At 73.7% G+C, this 15,244-nt stretch carries 13 protein-coding genes and 1 pseudogene; 6 read left to right on the top strand and 8 right to left on the bottom strand.

The window, feature by feature from the left end:
- The first annotated feature begins 20 nt into the window (after positions 1-20).
- On the top strand, positions 21-1,190 hold the full coding sequence (locus AB0424_RS25825; RefSeq protein WP_366308917.1) for a beta-eliminating lyase-related protein: 1,170 nt from the start codon (positions 21-23) through the stop codon (positions 1,188-1,190).
- Between the two features lie 143 nt (positions 1,191-1,333).
- Here AB0424_RS25825 and AB0424_RS25820 read toward each other — a convergent pair whose 3' ends face one another.
- Complete coding sequence (locus AB0424_RS25820) at positions 1,334-1,549, bottom strand: hypothetical protein (RefSeq protein WP_366308916.1); 216 nt, start codon at positions 1,547-1,549, stop codon at positions 1,334-1,336.
- A 132-nt stretch (positions 1,550-1,681) separates the two neighbouring features.
- Here AB0424_RS25820 and AB0424_RS25815 point away from each other — a divergent pair.
- Positions 1,682-2,769: pseudogene (locus AB0424_RS25815) on the top strand (DUF5937 family protein).
- An 88-nt stretch (positions 2,770-2,857) separates the two neighbouring features.
- On the opposite strand, the gene AB0424_RS25810 reads toward AB0424_RS25815, so the two are convergent.
- A complete protein-coding gene (locus tag AB0424_RS25810; protein ID WP_366308915.1) occupies positions 2,858-3,538 on the bottom strand; it encodes a response regulator transcription factor in 681 nt (226 codons plus the stop codon).
- A gap of 41 nt (positions 3,539-3,579) precedes the next feature.
- Positions 3,580-4,782, bottom strand: a complete 1,203-nt coding sequence (locus tag AB0424_RS25805; RefSeq protein WP_366308914.1) for a sensor histidine kinase — start codon at positions 4,780-4,782, stop codon at positions 3,580-3,582.
- Between the two features lie 97 nt (positions 4,783-4,879).
- Here AB0424_RS25805 and AB0424_RS25800 point away from each other — a divergent pair, with 97 nt between their 5' ends.
- Complete coding sequence (locus AB0424_RS25800; RefSeq protein WP_366308913.1) at positions 4,880-5,896, top strand: SAM-dependent methyltransferase; 1,017 nt, start codon at positions 4,880-4,882, stop codon at positions 5,894-5,896.
- Between the two features lie 44 nt (positions 5,897-5,940).
- A complete protein-coding gene (locus AB0424_RS25795) occupies positions 5,941-7,083 on the top strand; it encodes an NADH-quinone oxidoreductase subunit D (RefSeq protein WP_366308912.1) in 1,143 nt (380 codons plus the stop codon).
- Positions 7,084-7,405: 322 nt separating this feature from the next.
- On the opposite strand, the gene AB0424_RS25790 is transcribed toward AB0424_RS25795, so the two are convergent.
- The 4 genes from AB0424_RS25790 to AB0424_RS25775 all read right to left on the bottom strand — a co-directional run bounded on the left by AB0424_RS25790 (position 7,406) and on the right by AB0424_RS25775 (position 10,944).
- Positions 7,406-8,431 carry a hypothetical protein gene (locus AB0424_RS25790; RefSeq protein ID WP_366308911.1) on the bottom strand — a complete coding sequence of 342 codons (1,026 nt, stop codon included), beginning with the start codon at positions 8,429-8,431 and terminating at the stop codon, positions 7,406-7,408.
- A 130-nt stretch (positions 8,432-8,561) separates the two neighbouring features.
- Complete coding sequence (locus AB0424_RS25785; RefSeq protein ID WP_366308910.1) at positions 8,562-9,548, bottom strand: ABC transporter substrate-binding protein; 987 nt, start codon at positions 9,546-9,548, stop codon at positions 8,562-8,564.
- 6 nt (positions 9,549-9,554) lie between these two features.
- Entirely contained in the window at positions 9,555-10,256 is a 702-nt protein-coding gene (locus AB0424_RS25780; protein ID WP_366308909.1) for an ABC transporter permease, read from the bottom strand.
- A gap of 1 nt (position 10,257) precedes the next feature.
- Positions 10,258-10,944, bottom strand: coding sequence for an ABC transporter permease (locus AB0424_RS25775; RefSeq protein ID WP_366308908.1), 687 nt, complete (start codon positions 10,942-10,944; stop codon positions 10,258-10,260).
- Positions 10,945-11,087: 143 nt separating this feature from the next.
- On the opposite strand from AB0424_RS25775, the gene AB0424_RS25770 reads away from it, so the two are divergent.
- The gene (locus tag AB0424_RS25770; protein ID WP_366308907.1) at positions 11,088-12,050 is read left to right on the top strand and encodes an ATP-binding cassette domain-containing protein; all 963 of its coding nucleotides are present in this window, start codon (positions 11,088-11,090) and stop codon (positions 12,048-12,050) included.
- A gap of 54 nt (positions 12,051-12,104) precedes the next feature.
- Here AB0424_RS25770 and AB0424_RS25765 read toward each other — a convergent pair whose 3' ends face one another.
- Positions 12,105-13,217 (bottom strand): alpha/beta hydrolase-fold protein, encoded by a 1,113-nt coding sequence (locus AB0424_RS25765; RefSeq protein WP_366308906.1) that lies wholly within the window; start codon positions 13,215-13,217, stop codon positions 12,105-12,107.
- A gap of 185 nt (positions 13,218-13,402) precedes the next feature.
- Between AB0424_RS25765 and AB0424_RS25760 the strand changes: the two genes are divergently transcribed.
- Positions 13,403-15,244 (top strand): phosphatidylglycerol lysyltransferase domain-containing protein, encoded by a 1,842-nt coding sequence (locus tag AB0424_RS25760; RefSeq protein ID WP_366308905.1) that lies wholly within the window; start codon positions 13,403-13,405, stop codon positions 15,242-15,244.

The following is a 15,244-nucleotide window of genomic DNA, read 5'->3' as shown; positions in this document are numbered from 1 at the left end:
GGTGGTGTGATGATCGGCCCATGAATCCTGTGAGTCCTGACGGTCCTGTGGACGAGGAAGCGGCCCGGCTCCACCGGGCGAAGGTCTGGGGCGGCGCCGACCGCAAGCTGTGGGACACCTCGGTGGACGGCGCGGTCGGCCCCCGGCTGCGCGAGCTGGCCGACTGGGCGCAGGCGGCCGGACACGGCGACGCCCCGCTCGACACCTACGGCAACGGGCTCGTGGAGGAGCTGGAGCGCCGGGTCGCCGAGGAGCTCGGCATGCCCGCCGCCGTGTTCTTCCCGACCGGCACCCAGGCCCAGCAGGTGGCCCTGCGCTGCTGGGCCGGGCGCACCGGCAACCCGGTCGTCGCGCTCCACCCGCTCGCCCACCCCGAGGTCCACGAGGGCGGGGCGCTGTCGGCCGTGTCCGGGCTGCGGACCGTCCACCCCACCGACGCTCCGCGGCTGCCGACCGCCGAGGAGGTGCGGGACCACCCGGAGCCCTTCGGGACGCTGATGCTGGAGCTCCCCCTGCGGGACGCCGGTTTCGTGCTGCCGACCTGGGAGGAGCTGACCGGCGCGGTGGAGGCGGCCCGGGAGCGGGACGCGGTCGTCCACTTCGACGGGGCGCGACTGTGGGAGTGCCCGACGCACCTCGGCCGTCCGCTCGCGGAGATCGCGGGGCTCGCCGACAGCGTCTACGTGTCGTTCTACAAGTCCCTCGGCGGCCTGTCCGGGGCTGCGCTTGCCGGCCCCGAGGACGTCATGGAGGAGGCCCGCGTCTGGCGGCACCGGTACGGCGGGCTGCTCTTCCAGCAGTACCCGGCGGCGCTCGCCGCGCTCCGGGGCCTCGACGTCGAGCTGCCGCGGCTGCCCTCGTACGTGGCCCACGCGCGCGTGGTGGCCGACGCGCTCCGGGACGGGCTCGCGGAGGCGGGCGTGGGCTGGTTCCGGATCCACCCGGAGGCCCCGCACACCCACCAGTTCCGGGTCTGGCTGCCGTACGACGCCGAGGTGCTCACGGCGGCGGCCGTGGCCCAGACCGAGGCCACCGGCACCGCGCTGTTCCGCCGCTGGTTCGCGCCCGGCGCGGGCGGGCCGCCCGGAGTGGCCCTCACCGAGCTGACGGTGACGTCGCCCGGCCTGGCCTGGACGGCACAGGACGTCAAGGAGGCCGTACGGGACTTCCTGTCCCGCGTCGGCGTCTGACCCTGTCCGGGCGGGAGTCCACCGGCCCCGTCCGGGCGGGAGCCCACCGGCCTTCCCGGGCGCGAGCCCACCGGCCCTTCCGGGCGCGAGCCCGCCCACCGGCCCTGTCCGGGCGGGGAGGGGCATCGGCCGTGCGCCGGCCGTCAGCGTGCGGGGCGGGACCCGCGGCGGAAGGCGTCCAGGACGCTCCGGCGCGGGCTCCGGCCCTCCCGGCGGGCCTCGGCGACGCGCGCGAGGCGGCGCCGTTCGCGGACGGCCTTCAGGAGGGCGAGTTCGCCGGTGCCGGGGGCCGGGGGCGCGGGCTCGCCGAGCCGGGCGGCGCGGTAGGCGTCGAAGAGGTACTGGTGCATCGCGTTCATGCCCTCACCGTGCGCCGGGCCCGTCCGGCCCGGCCCGCCGATTGACGGCACCCGTCAAACGGAGGGCCGTCGATTGACGGGTGCCGTCAAACGAGGCGACAGCTCCCCCTCCGCACCCCGCACCATGGACGGGTGAGCGTGACCATCGACATCACCGGACTGCCGCACGAGCGGATCGCCTTCTGCCCCTCGCCACTGGCCGAGCTGGGCGCCGCCCTGCACGCGCTGGCCGAGCCGGCGCACCACGCCCGGCTGCACGCCTGGACCACCACGACGGCGGCCGCGCTGAAGCCGGAGCTCGCCGACCGGCTCCACGAGGCCGACTTCATGTGGAACGCCACCCGCTCGGACATCCTGCTGCCGCCCCGGCCCCGCGAGACCCTCGCGGAGGAGCTGGACGACCTCGACCTCATGGACGACGAGAAGTTCGTGGCCTCGGCCCTGGAGATCTCCTGCGCCAGCCACTACTCGGACGGCGCCCCCTCGCCGCTCGTCGACGCCCACATGCGCCGCCGCGCCCTCGACCTCGCCGCCGCGCGCGGTCCGCGCCAGGCCGCGTTCGTGGAGCGGATGCTGGCCGACCCGCCCGGCACGCGCGCGTGGATCCGTCGGCTCCTGGAGACTGCGACGAGGCGTTCTTCGCCGACACCTGGCGCCGGGTGCGGGTCCAGCTGGCAGCCGACGCCCGCCACAAGACCGAGCTCATGCGCCGCAAGGGCCTGGCCGAGGCGATCGCCGACGCGTCCTCCGCGATGGTCCTGGAGCAGGACGCGGACGGCTCCCGGATCGTCGTCGACAAGCTCGGCCACGCCCGCACCAGTGCCGAAGGCTCCGGGGTGACGTTTCTGCCGACCGCCTTCGGCTGGCCGCACCTCATCGCGCTGCACGCGCCGGGCTGGCTGCCGGTCGTCCAGTACCCCGTCCCCACGCGCGAGCTCGGCGGCGGCGTCCCGGTCGACACGGTCAAGCTGCGTCTGGAGGCGGTGGCCCACCCGATGCGGATGCGGCTGAGCCGCAGCCTCGCCCGGGGCACGTACACGACGAGCGAGCTGGCCGACGCCTACGGCATCAGCGCGCCCGAGGTCTCCCGGCACCTCGCGGTCATGAAGAGGGCCGGCCTGCTCACCACCCAGCGGCGCGGCCGGTACGTCCTCCACCAGCTGGACGTCTCCGTCGTCGCCCGGCTCGGCAGCGACTTCCTGGAGTCGGTGCTGCGGTAGTGCCCGGGACACGGCGGGTCGGGTCCCGCCGGTCGGACCCCGCCGGTCGGGTCCCGCCGGTCGGGCGGTGCCGGTCAGGCCCCGTCGGTCAGGCCGTGCCGCCGCCCGCCCTGACCAGGCCCGACTCGTAGGCGAGGACCACGACCTGGACCCGGTCCCGCAGACCGAGCTTGGTGAGGATGCGGCCCACGTGGGTCTTGACCGTCGCCTCGGAGAGGACCAGCCGGGCGGCGATCTCGCCGTTCGACAGGCCCTGCGCGACCAGCATCATCACCTCGCGCTCCCGGTCCGTCAGCCGCGCCAGCGCGCCGTCGACGGCACGGGTCTCCTTGCCGCTCGACGGCAGCATCGGCGAGAAGCGGTCCAGGAGCCGGCGGGTGGTGGAGGGCGCCACCACCGCGTCGCCGCTGTGCACGGAGCGGATCGCGCCGAGCAGCTCGGCCGGAGGCACGTCCTTCAGCATGAAGCCGCTCGCACCCGCCTTCAGGCCCGAGAACGCGTACTCGTCGAGGTCGAAGGTGGTCAGGATCAGCACCTTGGGCGCGTCCGGCTGCGAGCAGATGCGACGGGTCGTCTCCACCCCGTCGAGCTTGGGCATCCGCACGTCCATCAGGACGACGTCGACCGCCGTCGAGCGCAGCACCTCCAGGGCCTCGACCCCGTCGCCCGCCTCCGCCACGACCTCCATGTCCGGCTGGGCGGCGAGCACCATGCGGAAACCGGTGCGCAGCAGCACCTGGTCGTCGACGAGCATCACACGGATGGACATGTCAGGAAGATCCTCTTCTGGTGGGCGGGCCTGGGGGAGACCTAGTGGGCGGGCTTGAGGGGGAGCAGGGCGCTGATCCGGAAGCCGCCGCCCGGACGCGGCCCCGCGTCCAGCGTGCCGCCGACCATGCCGACCCGCTCCCGCATGCCGATCAGACCATGGCCGCGGCCGTCGGCGCCCCCGTCCTCGTACATCTCCTGCGGCGCTCCGCGGCCGTCGTCCTCGACGAGCAGCCCGAGACCGTCGTCGAAGTAGACCAGCCGGACACTGGCGCCGACGTCCGGCCCGCCGTGCTTGCGCGTGTTGGTGAGGGCCTCCTGCACGATGCGGTACGCGGTCAGCTCGACGCCGCTCGGGAGCGGGCGCGGGCTGCCCTCGATCGCGAAGTCGACGGTGAGACCGGCGCCGCGGACCTGCTCGACGAGGTCCTCGATCTGCTGCACGTCGGGCTGGGGCACGTACTCCCCGGCCTCCTGGTGCTCGCCGGTCCGCAGGATGCCGAGGAGCCTGCGCATCTCGGCGAGCGCCTGGCGGCCGGTGGTGGAGATCGTCTCCAGGGCCTGCCGGGCGGTCTCCGGGGAGGACTCCATGACATAGGCGGCGCCGTCGGCCTGGACGACCATCACCGAGACGTTGTGCGCGACGACGTCGTGCAGCTCGCGGGCGATCCGGGCCCGCTCGGCGGCGACGGCGACCTTGGCCTGGGCCTCGCGCTCCTTCTCCAGGCGGGAGGCCCGCTCCTCCAGCTGCGCGAAGTAGGCGCGGCGGGTGCGCAGCGAGTCGCCGAGGACCCAGGCGAGCGCGAACGGCACGGTCATGATGATCGTGAAGAAGACCTTGGCGGCCCCCGAGTCGGTGCCCTCCATCGGCCATCTCAGCTGGGAGAGCGTGGAGGCGACGAGGCCGCCCGCGAGCGCGAGCCGGGACGCCCAGCGGGGTCCGTCGTGCGCCGCGACGGTGAAGATGATCACCAGCATGGCGAAGTCGGCCAGGAACGGGGGCAGGTCGAAGGCGAGCTGGGCGACGCCCAGCGCGACCGCGAGGAGCAGCATCTTCTCGGGCGCCCGCCGGCGCAGGGCCACGACCAGGGAGAAGAGCACGGCGACGAGGCCGTACCCGACGGGGTTGCCGTCCGGCGGGTCGGCCGTCCCCACCCACAGCAGGGAGAACCCGAGCAGGACGACGGCCCAGAAGGTGTCGACGCCCGTCGGGTGTCTGCGGAGGAAGTCGTAGAGGCGCTGCACGTCACCCAGAGTAGGGACAGTGAGATGGTCCAGGGATCAACCGTGGGGTCGATCCTTGGCGAGGGGCCCGTACTCCCCGAGGTGGAGACTGGGGCCCGTGACGGATGAGACGTGTCAGTGGCAGGGGTGGCGGGCGGCCGCCGAGCGGGCGCTGTACGGCCCCGGGGGCTTCTATCGGCGACCCGAGGGGCCGGCGGGGCATTTCCGCACCTCGGTGCACGCCTCCCCGCTCTTCGCCGCCGCCGTGGCCCGGCTGCTCGGGGAGGTCGCGGAGGAGCTGGGGTCGGCCGAGGTGGACCTGGTGGACGTGGGCGCGGGCCGCGGCGAACTGCTCACCGGGGTCCTCGCGGCGACCGCCGGCCGGGGGCTCTCGGTCCGGGCGGTCGCGGTCGAGCGCGCGGACCGGCCGGCCGGGCTCGACCCCCGGATCGTGTGGACGGACCGGGTGCCGGACGGGGTGCGCGGGCTGCTCTTCGCGAACGAGTGGCTCGACAACGTGCCGGTGGACGTCGCCGAGGCGGACGCGACCGGCACCGCCCGGTACGTGGAGGTCGACGCCGGCGGCACGGAACGGCTCGGACCGCCCGTCTCCGGCCCCGACGCCGACTGGCTGGCCCGCTGGTGGCCGCCGGCCGGCCCGGGCGCCCGGGCCGAGATCGGGCGCCCCCGCGACGCGGCCTGGGCCGCCGCGGTCGCCTCCGTCTCGGCGGGCCGCGCGGTGGCCGTCGACTACGCGCACGTACGGGCCGGCCGGCCGCCCTTCGGCACCCTCACCGGCTTCCGCGCGGGCCGCGAGGTGCCACCCGTCCCCGACGGCACCTGCGACCTGACGGCCCACGTGGCCCTGGACGCGTGCGCGGCGGCGGTCGCCGGGGCCGTGTCGGGGGCGCGGGCCGCGGCGGGAGGACTGCCCGCCGCCGAGCTGACGACCCAGCGGGAGGCGCTGGGTCGGCTCGGGGTGTCCGGGGGGCGGCCGCCGCTCTCGCTCGCCTCGTCCGACCCGGCCGGCTACCTGCGCGCGCTGTCCTCGGCCGGCGAGGCGGCCGAGCTCACCGCGCGCGGCGGGCTGGGCGACTTCCTGTGGCTGGTCCAGCGGGTCCCGGCCGGCCCGTGAACGGGGCGGGCGGCGGGCTCGGGGCGCGGGGGATACTGTCCCGCATGACGGAGACGACGGTCGGAATCGGCGGCGCGGCGGAGAGCACCGACATGGTGCTGAACATCGGGCCGCAGCACCCCTCGACCCACGGCGTGCTCCGGCTCCGGCTCGTGCTCGACGGCGAGGTCGTCCGGCAGGCCGAGCCGGTGATCGGCTACATGCACCGGGGGGCCGAGAAGCTCTTCGAGGCGCGGGACTACCGGCAGATCATCATGCTGGCCAACCGTCACGACTGGCTCTCCGCGTTCTCCAACGAGCTCGGCGTGGTGATGGCCGTCGAGCGGATGCTGGGCATGGAGGTCCCCGAGCGCGCCGTCTGGACCCGCACGCTCCTCGCCGAGCTGAACCGGGTCCTCAACCACCTGATGTTCCTCGGCTCCTACCCCCTCGAACTGGGCGGCATCACCCCGGTCTTCCACGCCTTCCGGGAGCGCGAGGAGCTCCAGACGGTGATGGAGGAGGTGTCCGGCGGCCGGATGCACTACATGTTCAACCGCGTCGGCGGCCTCAAGGAGGACCTGCCGGCCGGCTGGCTCGGACGGGCGCGGCAGGCCGTCGCGGACGTGCGGTCGCGGATGGACGTGTACGACCGGCTGGTGCTCGGCAACGAGATCTTCCGCGGCCGCACCCGCGGGATCGGCGTCCTCTCCCCGGCCGCGGTCCACGCGTACGGGGTGTCCGGGCCCATCGCCCGCGCCTCCGGCGTCGACTTCGACCTGCGCCGCGACGAGCCGTACCTCGCCTACGGGGAGCTCCAGGACGCCCTGCGGGTCGCCGTGCGCGAGGAGGGCGACTGCCTCGCCCGCTTCGAGTGCCTCCTCGACCAGACCCACAACTCCCTGGACCTCGCCGACGCCTGCCTGGACCGCATGGCCGACCTCCCCCAGGGGCCGATCAACCAGCGGCTGCCGAAGGTCCTCAAGGCCCCCGAGGGCCACACGTACGCCTGGACCGAGAACCCCCTCGGCGTCAACGGCTACTACCTCGTCTCCAAGGGCGAGAAGACCCCCTACCGGCTCAAGCTGCGCTCGGCCTCCTTCAACAACATCCAGGCGCTGGTCGAACTGCTTCCGGGGACGCTCGTCGCGGACATGGTCGCGATCCTGGGCTCGCTCTTCTTCGTCGTCGGCGACATCGATAAATAGGCCCGCGCCGCGCCTTCGCCCGCGGTGCGCCTTCGCCCCGCCGGGACGGCGCGCACCTTCACGGCGGGCGGGGCCACCCCCGTTGTGGGCAATCGTTCCGCTGGGGCGGAACGGGTGGGCACAACGGACGGCGCCCCCTGCCGGGCCCAGGCTCCAGGCCCCGGCCCGCACCCCATGCGCGGCGCACTACTCGTGCGGGTCCAGGCACAAGGGGCGGAGGCGCGGCCGAGCGCGCCGTCCCGTGTGCCCACCCGTCCCGCCCCAGCGGGACGATTGCCCACACGGAGGGTGGCCCGGGCCTCCGGGGCTGTGGAGGGGGCGGTCAGGAGTTGACGGCGCCTCGGAGTTCGGCGACGTCGAGTTGTTCGGTCTCGTCGTGGGCGGTGAGGTCGATGACGTGGCCGATGGTGCGGGGCGGGGCGACCGGGGTGAGGAGGGGCGCGCCGGCCGGGGTGCCGGCGGCGAGGACCTCCTCGCCCACGACGTCGGCGAGGTCGGTGTGCTGGACGGCCTCGATGGCGGCCGCCGCCTTCTGCGTACCGAAGAAGTCGAAGCCGCCCTCGGGGCGCGGGACGGGCCTGCGGGCCGCGTAGGGGACGATCGCGCTCGCGGTCGGCACCGCGGGCAGGGCGGCGGGGGCCGGTGCGGCCGGGAGGGCGAGGGCGGCGGCCGGGCGGGAGTGCTCGGTTCCGGCGGCCGCCGCGTGCTTCCCCTGCGGCTCCTCCGTCTCGCGGGCGCGCTCGGCGAGGTCGCGGGCGCGGGCGGCCTCGGTGGTGCGGCGGGCCTGCTGGGCGGCGGCGTTGCGCGGGAGGTCGCGCAGGGCCTGCGCGGCGCGGCGGTAGGCGTCGGGGGTGGGCGCGGACCCGCCGGCCGGCAGTGCGCGGGCGCCGCCGGTGGTCTCCAGGGCGAGGACGCGCCCGGCCTCCAGGGCGCTGGCGCGCTCGGTCTCGGCCGTGGCGTACCGGCGGAGGAGGTCGGCGTGCTCGCCGCGCAGCCCGGCGAGCTCCACGCGCTTGGCACGGAGCTTGGCGTCGAGCTTGGCGCGCAGGGCGCGGGACTCGTCGAGGTCGGACTCCAGTTCGGCGGTCCGTTCCTCGGCCTTCCACTGGTCGGCGGTGCGGGCGCGGTCGAGTTCGGCGACCCGCAGTCCGGCGCTCCGGTCCCAGCTGCGCATGAGGACGGCACCGGTGACGGCGGCGGCCGCCGCGGCCGCGGCGAACAGCCGGACGACCACCAGGTCGCCGGGGAGCCAGGCGGCCGCGGCGCACACGACCGCGGCGCCGGCGACCGCGGAGGGCGGCATCAGCTTGTGCAGAGGCGGGGAATGGCGGTGGCGTCCACGTGGCATGGCCTGAAATTTACCGTGCGTAGGCACGGCGTGGGGTGTCGGCCCGGTAATCTCTTGGCCACTTCTCGCCACCGGAAGTGGATATCCACCGTTCCGGTTCCGCTTCGGGCCGACTCCCCCCGTCCGCGGACTACTTGTCGACCAGCCCCTTCTCTCCCAGATATGCCGTGGCGACGTCCTCGGGCTTCGCCCGCTCGGCGTCCACCTTGCGGTTGAGTTCGGCGAGATCCGCTGTGGTCAGCACCTGGGTGAGCCGGTCGAGGGCGGCGGCTATCTCGGGAGAACCGGCGTCCTTGGCGTTGACCACGGGCAGCACGTTGTCCGCGTTCTGCAGCTTCTTGTCGTCGGTGAGGAAGACGAGCCCGTAGCCGTCGATCGTGGCGTCCGTGGTGGTCGTCAGGACCAGCTGGTCCACCCCGTCCTTGACCGCCTGCTTCGCCTGCGGGGTGCCGACGCCCTTGGGGTCGACACCCGTCACGTCGATGCCGTACGTCTTCTTCAGACCGGGTGCGCAGAAGGGCCGTACCGCGCATTCGTCACCGGCCGCGATCTTCACCTTCAGCTTGGAACGGCCGAGATCGGAAAGGGTCGTCAGCTTGTTCTTCGCGGCGAATTCCTTCGTCACCGCGAAGGCGTTCTGATCGACCGCGGCGCCGACCGCGAGCACCTTCAGACCGCGGGGTTCGGCGAGCTTCCGCAGCGCCTCGACCGTCGCCGTCGCGTCGCCCGAGGCGACCGGCTTCTCCTCCGGGGCCTTCGGCCCGTTCACCTTCGCGTTGAGGAATTCCGCGATCGTCGCCGCGTATTCCGGTACGACGTCGATCTCGCCCTTCTCCAGCGAGGGTTCGTACAGTTCGCGATTCTTCACGGTGGTGACGGAGACGGAGTATCCGGCGTCCCGCAGCACCTGCGCGTAGAGCTCGGCGAGCACCTTGGCCTCGGTGAAGGCGGCCGCGCCCACCACCAGCGAACCCTTCTGGCCGCTCCCGGTGCCCCCGGAGCCCTTCTTGCCCTCCTCCAGGCTGTCACCGCCGCACGCGGCGAGCGCGACGGTCAGCGCCGCCGTGCCCAGCACCGCGCCCGCGATACGCGAGACCCTGTTCACGAGATCACCCATCTCCAGTCAGCGTTGGTCGAGTCGTTCGAAGCGTGTGAGTCCGTCGAGGCGCGCGAGCCGGTCGAAGAGACGCTCGGCGCCCACCGTCACGCCCTCCACGAGGAGGGCCAGCAGGGCCACGAGCACGGCGCCCGCGACGACCTGCGCCGTGTCGTACGTGGCGAATCCGGCGGTGATGATCCGGCCCAGGCCGCCCTGGCCCACCATCGCCGCGACCGTCGCCGTGGCCACCACCTGCACCGCCGCCGAGCGCACCCCGGTCATCACCACCGGCCGGGCCAGCGGGAGTTCGACCTTCCGGAAGAGCTGGCCGCCCGTCATCCCCATGCCCCGCGCCGCCCGCACGGCGGACCGGTCGACCTCCCGCACACCCACGTAGGCGTTGGTGAGGAGCGGGGGTATCGCGAAGAGGACCAGGGCCACGACGGTCGGCACGTATCCCGCGTTGCGCAGGGGGGACACCATGAACAGGGCGAGGACCGCGAAGACGGGGATCGCCCGCCCCACGTTCGACACGTTCACCGCGAGCGCCCCGCCGCGGCCGAGGTGGCCGAGCCAGAGCCCCAGCGGCAACGCGAGCGCGGCGGCGATCAGCAGCGCCGCCCCGCTCACGTACACGTGCTCGGCGAGCCGGTGCGCGATGCCCTCCTCGCCCGTCCAGTGCGCGCCGGTGGTGAGCCAGACCCAGGCATCCGTCACGACCCCCATCTCACTCACCCCCCGGCGCGGTCCGTATCCGGGTCCACGGCGTGAGCAGCCGCTGGAGGCCCAGGAGGAGCAGGTCGGCGACGACGGCGAGGAGCACGCACAGCACCGAGGCGGCGAGCATCTGCGCCTTGAAGAACGTCGGCAGCGCGTCCTCGATGAGGTTGCCCAGTCCCCCGCGGCCGACGACCGAGCCGATCGTGGTCAGCGCGATCGTGGAGACCGTCGCCATCCGGACGCCGGCCATCAGCACCGGCAGGGCCAACGGGAGTTCGACCTGCCACAGCAGGCGCCAGGAGCCGTATCCCAAGCCGCGCGCGGCCTCCCTCGTCTCGGCCGGCACCGCGGCGAGTCCCGCCAGGGTGTTCCGCACGAGGATCGTCAGGGCGTACAGGACGAGGCCGGTCACCACGAGCGCCGCGGACAGCCCGAAGAGGGGGAGCAGCAGCGAGAACATGGCGAGGGACGGCACCGTGTAGAGCAGGGTCGTCAGTCCGAGGACCGGTCCCGCGAAGCGGGGCCTGGCCCGCACGAGCAGCGCGAGGGGCACCGAGACGGCGAGCGCGATCAGCACGGACGCGACCGTGATTCCCACATGCTGGAGCAGCGCGTCGGTCAACTCGCCGCTGCGCGTGCGGAGGTACTCCCCGCAGATCCAGTCGTTGGCGACCAGACAGTTCGGTGCGCTCATCGTCCCTCCCCCCGTACCGTCGACCTTCCCGAACGCTTGTCCGGCGACCCTAACCCCCGCCACCGACAATCACGGGAACTCGCCACAATGCGGCAACACGCCCTTCACACACCCCCGGCGGCCAGGGGCCAGAATGGGGAACCATGATCCGGTTCGAGCACGTGACCAAGCGGTACGCCGACGGCACGACCGCCGTGGACGACCTCTCCTTCGAGGTGGCCGAGGGCGAACTCGTCACCCTGGTCGGGCCGTCCGGCTGCGGCAAGACGACCACGATGATGATGGTGAACCGGCTGGTCGAGCCGACCTCGGGCCGCGTCCTCGTGGACGGCGAGGACATCTCGGGCGTCGACCCGGTCGCCCTGCGCCGCAAGATCGGCTACGTCATCCAGCAGGTCGGCCTCTTCCCGCACCGCACGGTCCTCGACAACACGGCGACCGTCCCCGCGCTCCTCGGCTGGAAGAAGGCCGCCGCACGCGCGCGTGCGGCCGAACTCCTGGACCTCGTGGGCCTCGACCCGGCCACCTACGGCCCCCGGTACCCGGCGCAGCTCTCCGGCGGGCAGCGCCAGCGCGTCGGCGTCGCCCGCGCCCTGGCGGCCGATCCGCCCGTCCTCCTCATGGACGAGCCGTTCGGCGCCGTCGACCCCGTGGTCCGCGAGCGCCTGCAGAACGAGTTCCTCGCCCTCCAGGCCACCGTCCGCAAGACCGTCCTCCTCGTCACCCACGACATCGAGGAGGCGGTCCGCATGGGCGACCGCATGGCCGTCTACGGGCAGGGCCGCATCGAGCAGTTCGACGCCCCCGCCACCGTCCTCGGCTCCCCCGCCACCCCGTACGTCGCGGACTTCGTCGGCAGCGACCGCGGCCTCAAGCGGCTCGCCGTCACCCCGGTCACCGAGGCCGACCTCGACCCGTGGTCGAAGGACGGCGGCGACGGCGACCCCGCCCCCGTCCCCCTCGGGACCTCGCTCAAGGACGCGCTCGCCGCGCTCCTCCAGCACGACACCGGGCGCCTCACCGTCACCGGCGCCGACGGCGGCCCGGTCGGCGTGCTGACCCCGGCCGGCGTCCACCGCGCGCTGCGCCGGGCCACCCCCGAGTGACCGGCGCCGGCGTGCGCACCGGCCCGGGCGCTCGGGACCCGGTGCGCGCGCCGGTCAGGTCGCGCTGAGCTTCCCGCTCATCCAGACGAGGCCCGAGGGGATCTCGCGGTTCCAGGTGTTGAAGTTGTGGCCGCCGCTCTCCAGGGTGATCGACGACACCTTCGCCGGGTCCTTCACCTTCCGGATGAACTCCCGGGTGGGCTTCAGGTTGTCCTCGCCCCGCTTCGAGGTCGTCACCAGGAACGACGTGCCGCCCTGCGGCCGGTGGTCCAGGCTCCACAGCAGGTCGGACCGCTTGCGCAGCCGGTCGTCGCCGCGGAAGAGGTCACCGGTCGTGACGTCCTCGGCGGCCCGGTAGTACGCCGAGAACCCCGCGCCCGCCGCGAACCGGTCCGGGTGGTGCATCGCGATCTTCAGCGCGCAGTAGCCCCCGGTCGAGTTGCCCATGAAGCCCCAGTTCCGCGGCTTCGTCCCGACCCGGTACGTCCCCGAGACCGCCTTCGGCAGGTCCTCGGCGAAGAAGGTCTCCGTCTGCGGGCCCCCGGGGACGTCCACGCACTCGGTGTCCCGCGGCGGCGCCACCGTCGGGCGCAGCATCACCAGGATCATCGGCTGCATCCGGCCCTCCTTCGCCTGCAGGTAGGCCGTCTTCGGGTACTTCAGCCCCTTGATCAGGTTCTCGGCCATGCCCGGGTAGCCGGTCAGCACCACGGCGGCCGGGAACGTCCGCTTGGCGTACCGGGGCTGGAAGTACTCCGGGGGCAGGTACACGTACGCCTGCGAGACGATCCCGGACCGGTCCCCCGCTATGACGACCTTCTGTATCTGCCCGCCGACCGCCGGACGGCCGGCGCCGGGCACGTCGAGCGTCCGCGTGCCGACGACCCTGACGTCCTTGGAACCCGCGGCATGGTCGACGACCACCCCCATGTCCTGCTCCTGGCCGAGGAGGTCGGCCCACGAGCCGTAGAAGAGGAACGACCGGTTCGCGGCCAGCCCCACCGCGGCGAACAGCGCCACCTGGGTCACGAGGAGCAGCCCGACCCGCCCCACGACCCGGCGCCAGCCGCTCCGCGCGAGCCGCGGCCAGAGCAGCACCGTGGCCAGGAACAGCCCCACGCCCAGCAGCACCGCCAGCCAGAGGACCTTGTCACTGGTGAGTCCCATGAGACGACCGAGCCTTCTTTCAGAGAATTTCCTGTGAACCGATGAACCCGACCCCGCACGGCTCCGTCCTAGAAGGCGCACCAGCCGGAACGGCCCGCCGAACGCGCAGCGAGGCCCGACCGGAGTCGAGAGCCCTCGCAGGACCCCTCGCGGGACCACAGGAACCACGGGAAGTACGGGAAGCCATGTCTGTCACGGTAGATGGGGACAAATCGGGATTGGTTCCGGTTCGGGTACGCCGGATTCTCCACGGCCCCCGCCCCGAGAAGGTCCCCGCCCTCGTCGGCACGGCCTGCACCCTGGTCGGACTGATCGACATCGCGGCCGGGGTCTTCCCCCGGTTCCGCGCCAGCCGCATGCACGCCGTCGCCGAAGTCCTCCCCGGCACCCTCGGCCCCCTGTCCGCCGCCCTCTCCCTGAGCGCCGGCGTCCTGCTCCTGCTGCTCGCCCACGGCCTCAAGCGCCACAAGCGCCGCGCCTGGCGCGCCGCCGTCGTCCTCCTCCCGCTCGGCGGGCTGGCCCAGTTCGTCTGGCGCCACTCCGTGCTCGGCGGCCTGCTCTCCCTCGCGCTCCTCGCCCTGCTGCTGCGCCACCGGAGCGAGTTCGCCGCCCTCCCCGACCCCCGCAGCCGCTGGCGCGCCCTCGCCAACTTCGTGGTCATGGGGGCCGGCTCCATCGCCCTCGGCCTCGTCATCGTCAGCGCCCACCCCGGCCGCGTCGTCGGCAGCCCCAGCCTCACCGACCGCCTCGAACACGTCCTGTTCGGCCTCTTCGGCGTCGAGGGCCCCGTCGGCTACACCAAGGGCGTCGACTGGACCGTCGGCTACTCCCTGGGCGCCCTCGGCATGCTCACCGCGCTCACCACCATCTACCTGGCCTTCCGCCCCGAGCACCCCGCCGCCCGCCTCACCGACGACGACGAGGCCCGGCTGCGCGGCCTCCTCGACCAGCACGGCGGCCGCGACTCCCTCGGCCACTTCGCCCTCCGCCGCGACAAGGGCGTCGTCTTCTCCCCCAGCGGCAAGGCCGCCGTCACCTACCGCGTCGTCTCCGGCGTCATGCTCGCCAGCGGCGACCCCATCGGCGACGTCGAGGCATGGCCCGGCGCCATCGAACGCTTCATGGACGAGGCCAAGGCCCACTCCTGGACCCCCGCCGTCATGGGCTGCTCCGAGACGGGCGGCCAGGTCTGGACCCGCGAGACCGGCCTCGACGCGCTCGAACTCGGCGACGAGGCCGTCGTCGACGTCGCCGACTTCTCCCTCTCCGGCCGCGCCATGCGCAACGTCCGCCAGATGGTCAAACGCATCGAACGCAACGGCTACACCACCCGGGTCCGCCGCGTCGCCGACCTCGACGAGGCCGAACTCGCCCAGGTCCGCCGCGCCGCCGCCGCCTGGCGCGGCACCGACACCGAGCGCGGCTTCTCCATGGCCCTCGGCCGCATCGGCGCCCCCGGCGACGGTGACGCCGTCATAGCGACCGCCCACAAGGCCGACGAGGACGGCACCGACTCCCCCTACGGCGACCTCAAGGCGATCATCCACTTCGTGCCCTGGGGCCGCGACGGCATGTCCCTCGAACTCATGCGCCGCGACCGCTCCGCCGACCCCGGCATGAACGAGCTCCTCATCGTCGCCGCCCTCCATGCCTCGCCCGGCCTCGGCATCGCGCGCGTGTCCCTCAACTTCGCGATGTTCCGCTCCGCCCTCGCCCGCGGCGAGAAGATCGGCGCCGGCCCCGTCCTGCGCGTCTGGCGCGGCCTGCTCGTCTTCCTCTCCCGCTGGTTCCAGATCGAGTCGCTGTACAAGTTCAACGCCAAGTTCCGGCCGCGCTGGGAACCCCGCTTCGTCGTCTACCGCACCAGCCGCGACCTGCCCCGCATCGGCTTCGCCGCCATGCAGGCCGAAGGCTTCGTCAACCTCTCCCTGCCCCGCCCCTTCACCCGCCGACGCCCCGCACCGGCCCCCCGGCCCTGCGCCCACATCGTGCCCGCCGCCGTCGAGCGCGAGGTCCGCGCGGCCTGA

The sequence above is a fragment of the Streptomyces sp. NPDC051180 genome (genome assembly GCF_040689545.1).
Classification (GTDB): Bacteria; Actinomycetota; Actinomycetes; order Streptomycetales; family Streptomycetaceae; genus Streptomyces.
The sequence above is the reverse complement of the archived record's forward strand: the minus strand, read 5'-3'. Positions and strand labels throughout refer to the sequence as shown.

Excerpts from the sequence above, each read along its gene's own strand:
- AB0424_RS25825 (WP_366308917.1), top strand. The coding sequence starts at position 21 with ATGAATCCTGTGAGTCCTGACGGTCCTGTGGACGAGGAAGCGGCCCGG.
- AB0424_RS25820 (WP_366308916.1), bottom strand. The coding sequence starts at position 1,549 with ATGAACGCGATGCACCAGTACCTCTTCGACGCCTACCGCGCCGCCCGG.
- AB0424_RS25810 (WP_366308915.1), bottom strand. The coding sequence starts at position 3,538 with ATGTCCATCCGTGTGATGCTCGTCGACGACCAGGTGCTGCTGCGCACC.
- AB0424_RS25770 (WP_366308907.1), top strand. The coding sequence starts at position 11,088 with ATGATCCGGTTCGAGCACGTGACCAAGCGGTACGCCGACGGCACGACC.
- AB0424_RS25790 (WP_366308911.1), bottom strand. The coding sequence starts at position 8,431 with ATGCCACGTGGACGCCACCGCCATTCCCCGCCTCTGCACAAGCTGATG.
- AB0424_RS25765 (WP_366308906.1), bottom strand. The coding sequence starts at position 13,217 with ATGGGACTCACCAGTGACAAGGTCCTCTGGCTGGCGGTGCTGCTGGGC.
- AB0424_RS25775 (WP_366308908.1), bottom strand. The coding sequence starts at position 10,944 with ATGAGCGCACCGAACTGTCTGGTCGCCAACGACTGGATCTGCGGGGAG.
- AB0424_RS25785 (WP_366308910.1), bottom strand. The coding sequence starts at position 9,548 with ATGGGTGATCTCGTGAACAGGGTCTCGCGTATCGCGGGCGCGGTGCTG.
- AB0424_RS25760 (WP_366308905.1), top strand. The coding sequence starts at position 13,403 with ATGTCTGTCACGGTAGATGGGGACAAATCGGGATTGGTTCCGGTTCGG.
- AB0424_RS25780 (WP_366308909.1), bottom strand. The coding sequence starts at position 10,256 with ATGGGGGTCGTGACGGATGCCTGGGTCTGGCTCACCACCGGCGCGCAC.
- AB0424_RS25795 (WP_366308912.1), top strand. The coding sequence starts at position 5,941 with ATGACGGAGACGACGGTCGGAATCGGCGGCGCGGCGGAGAGCACCGAC.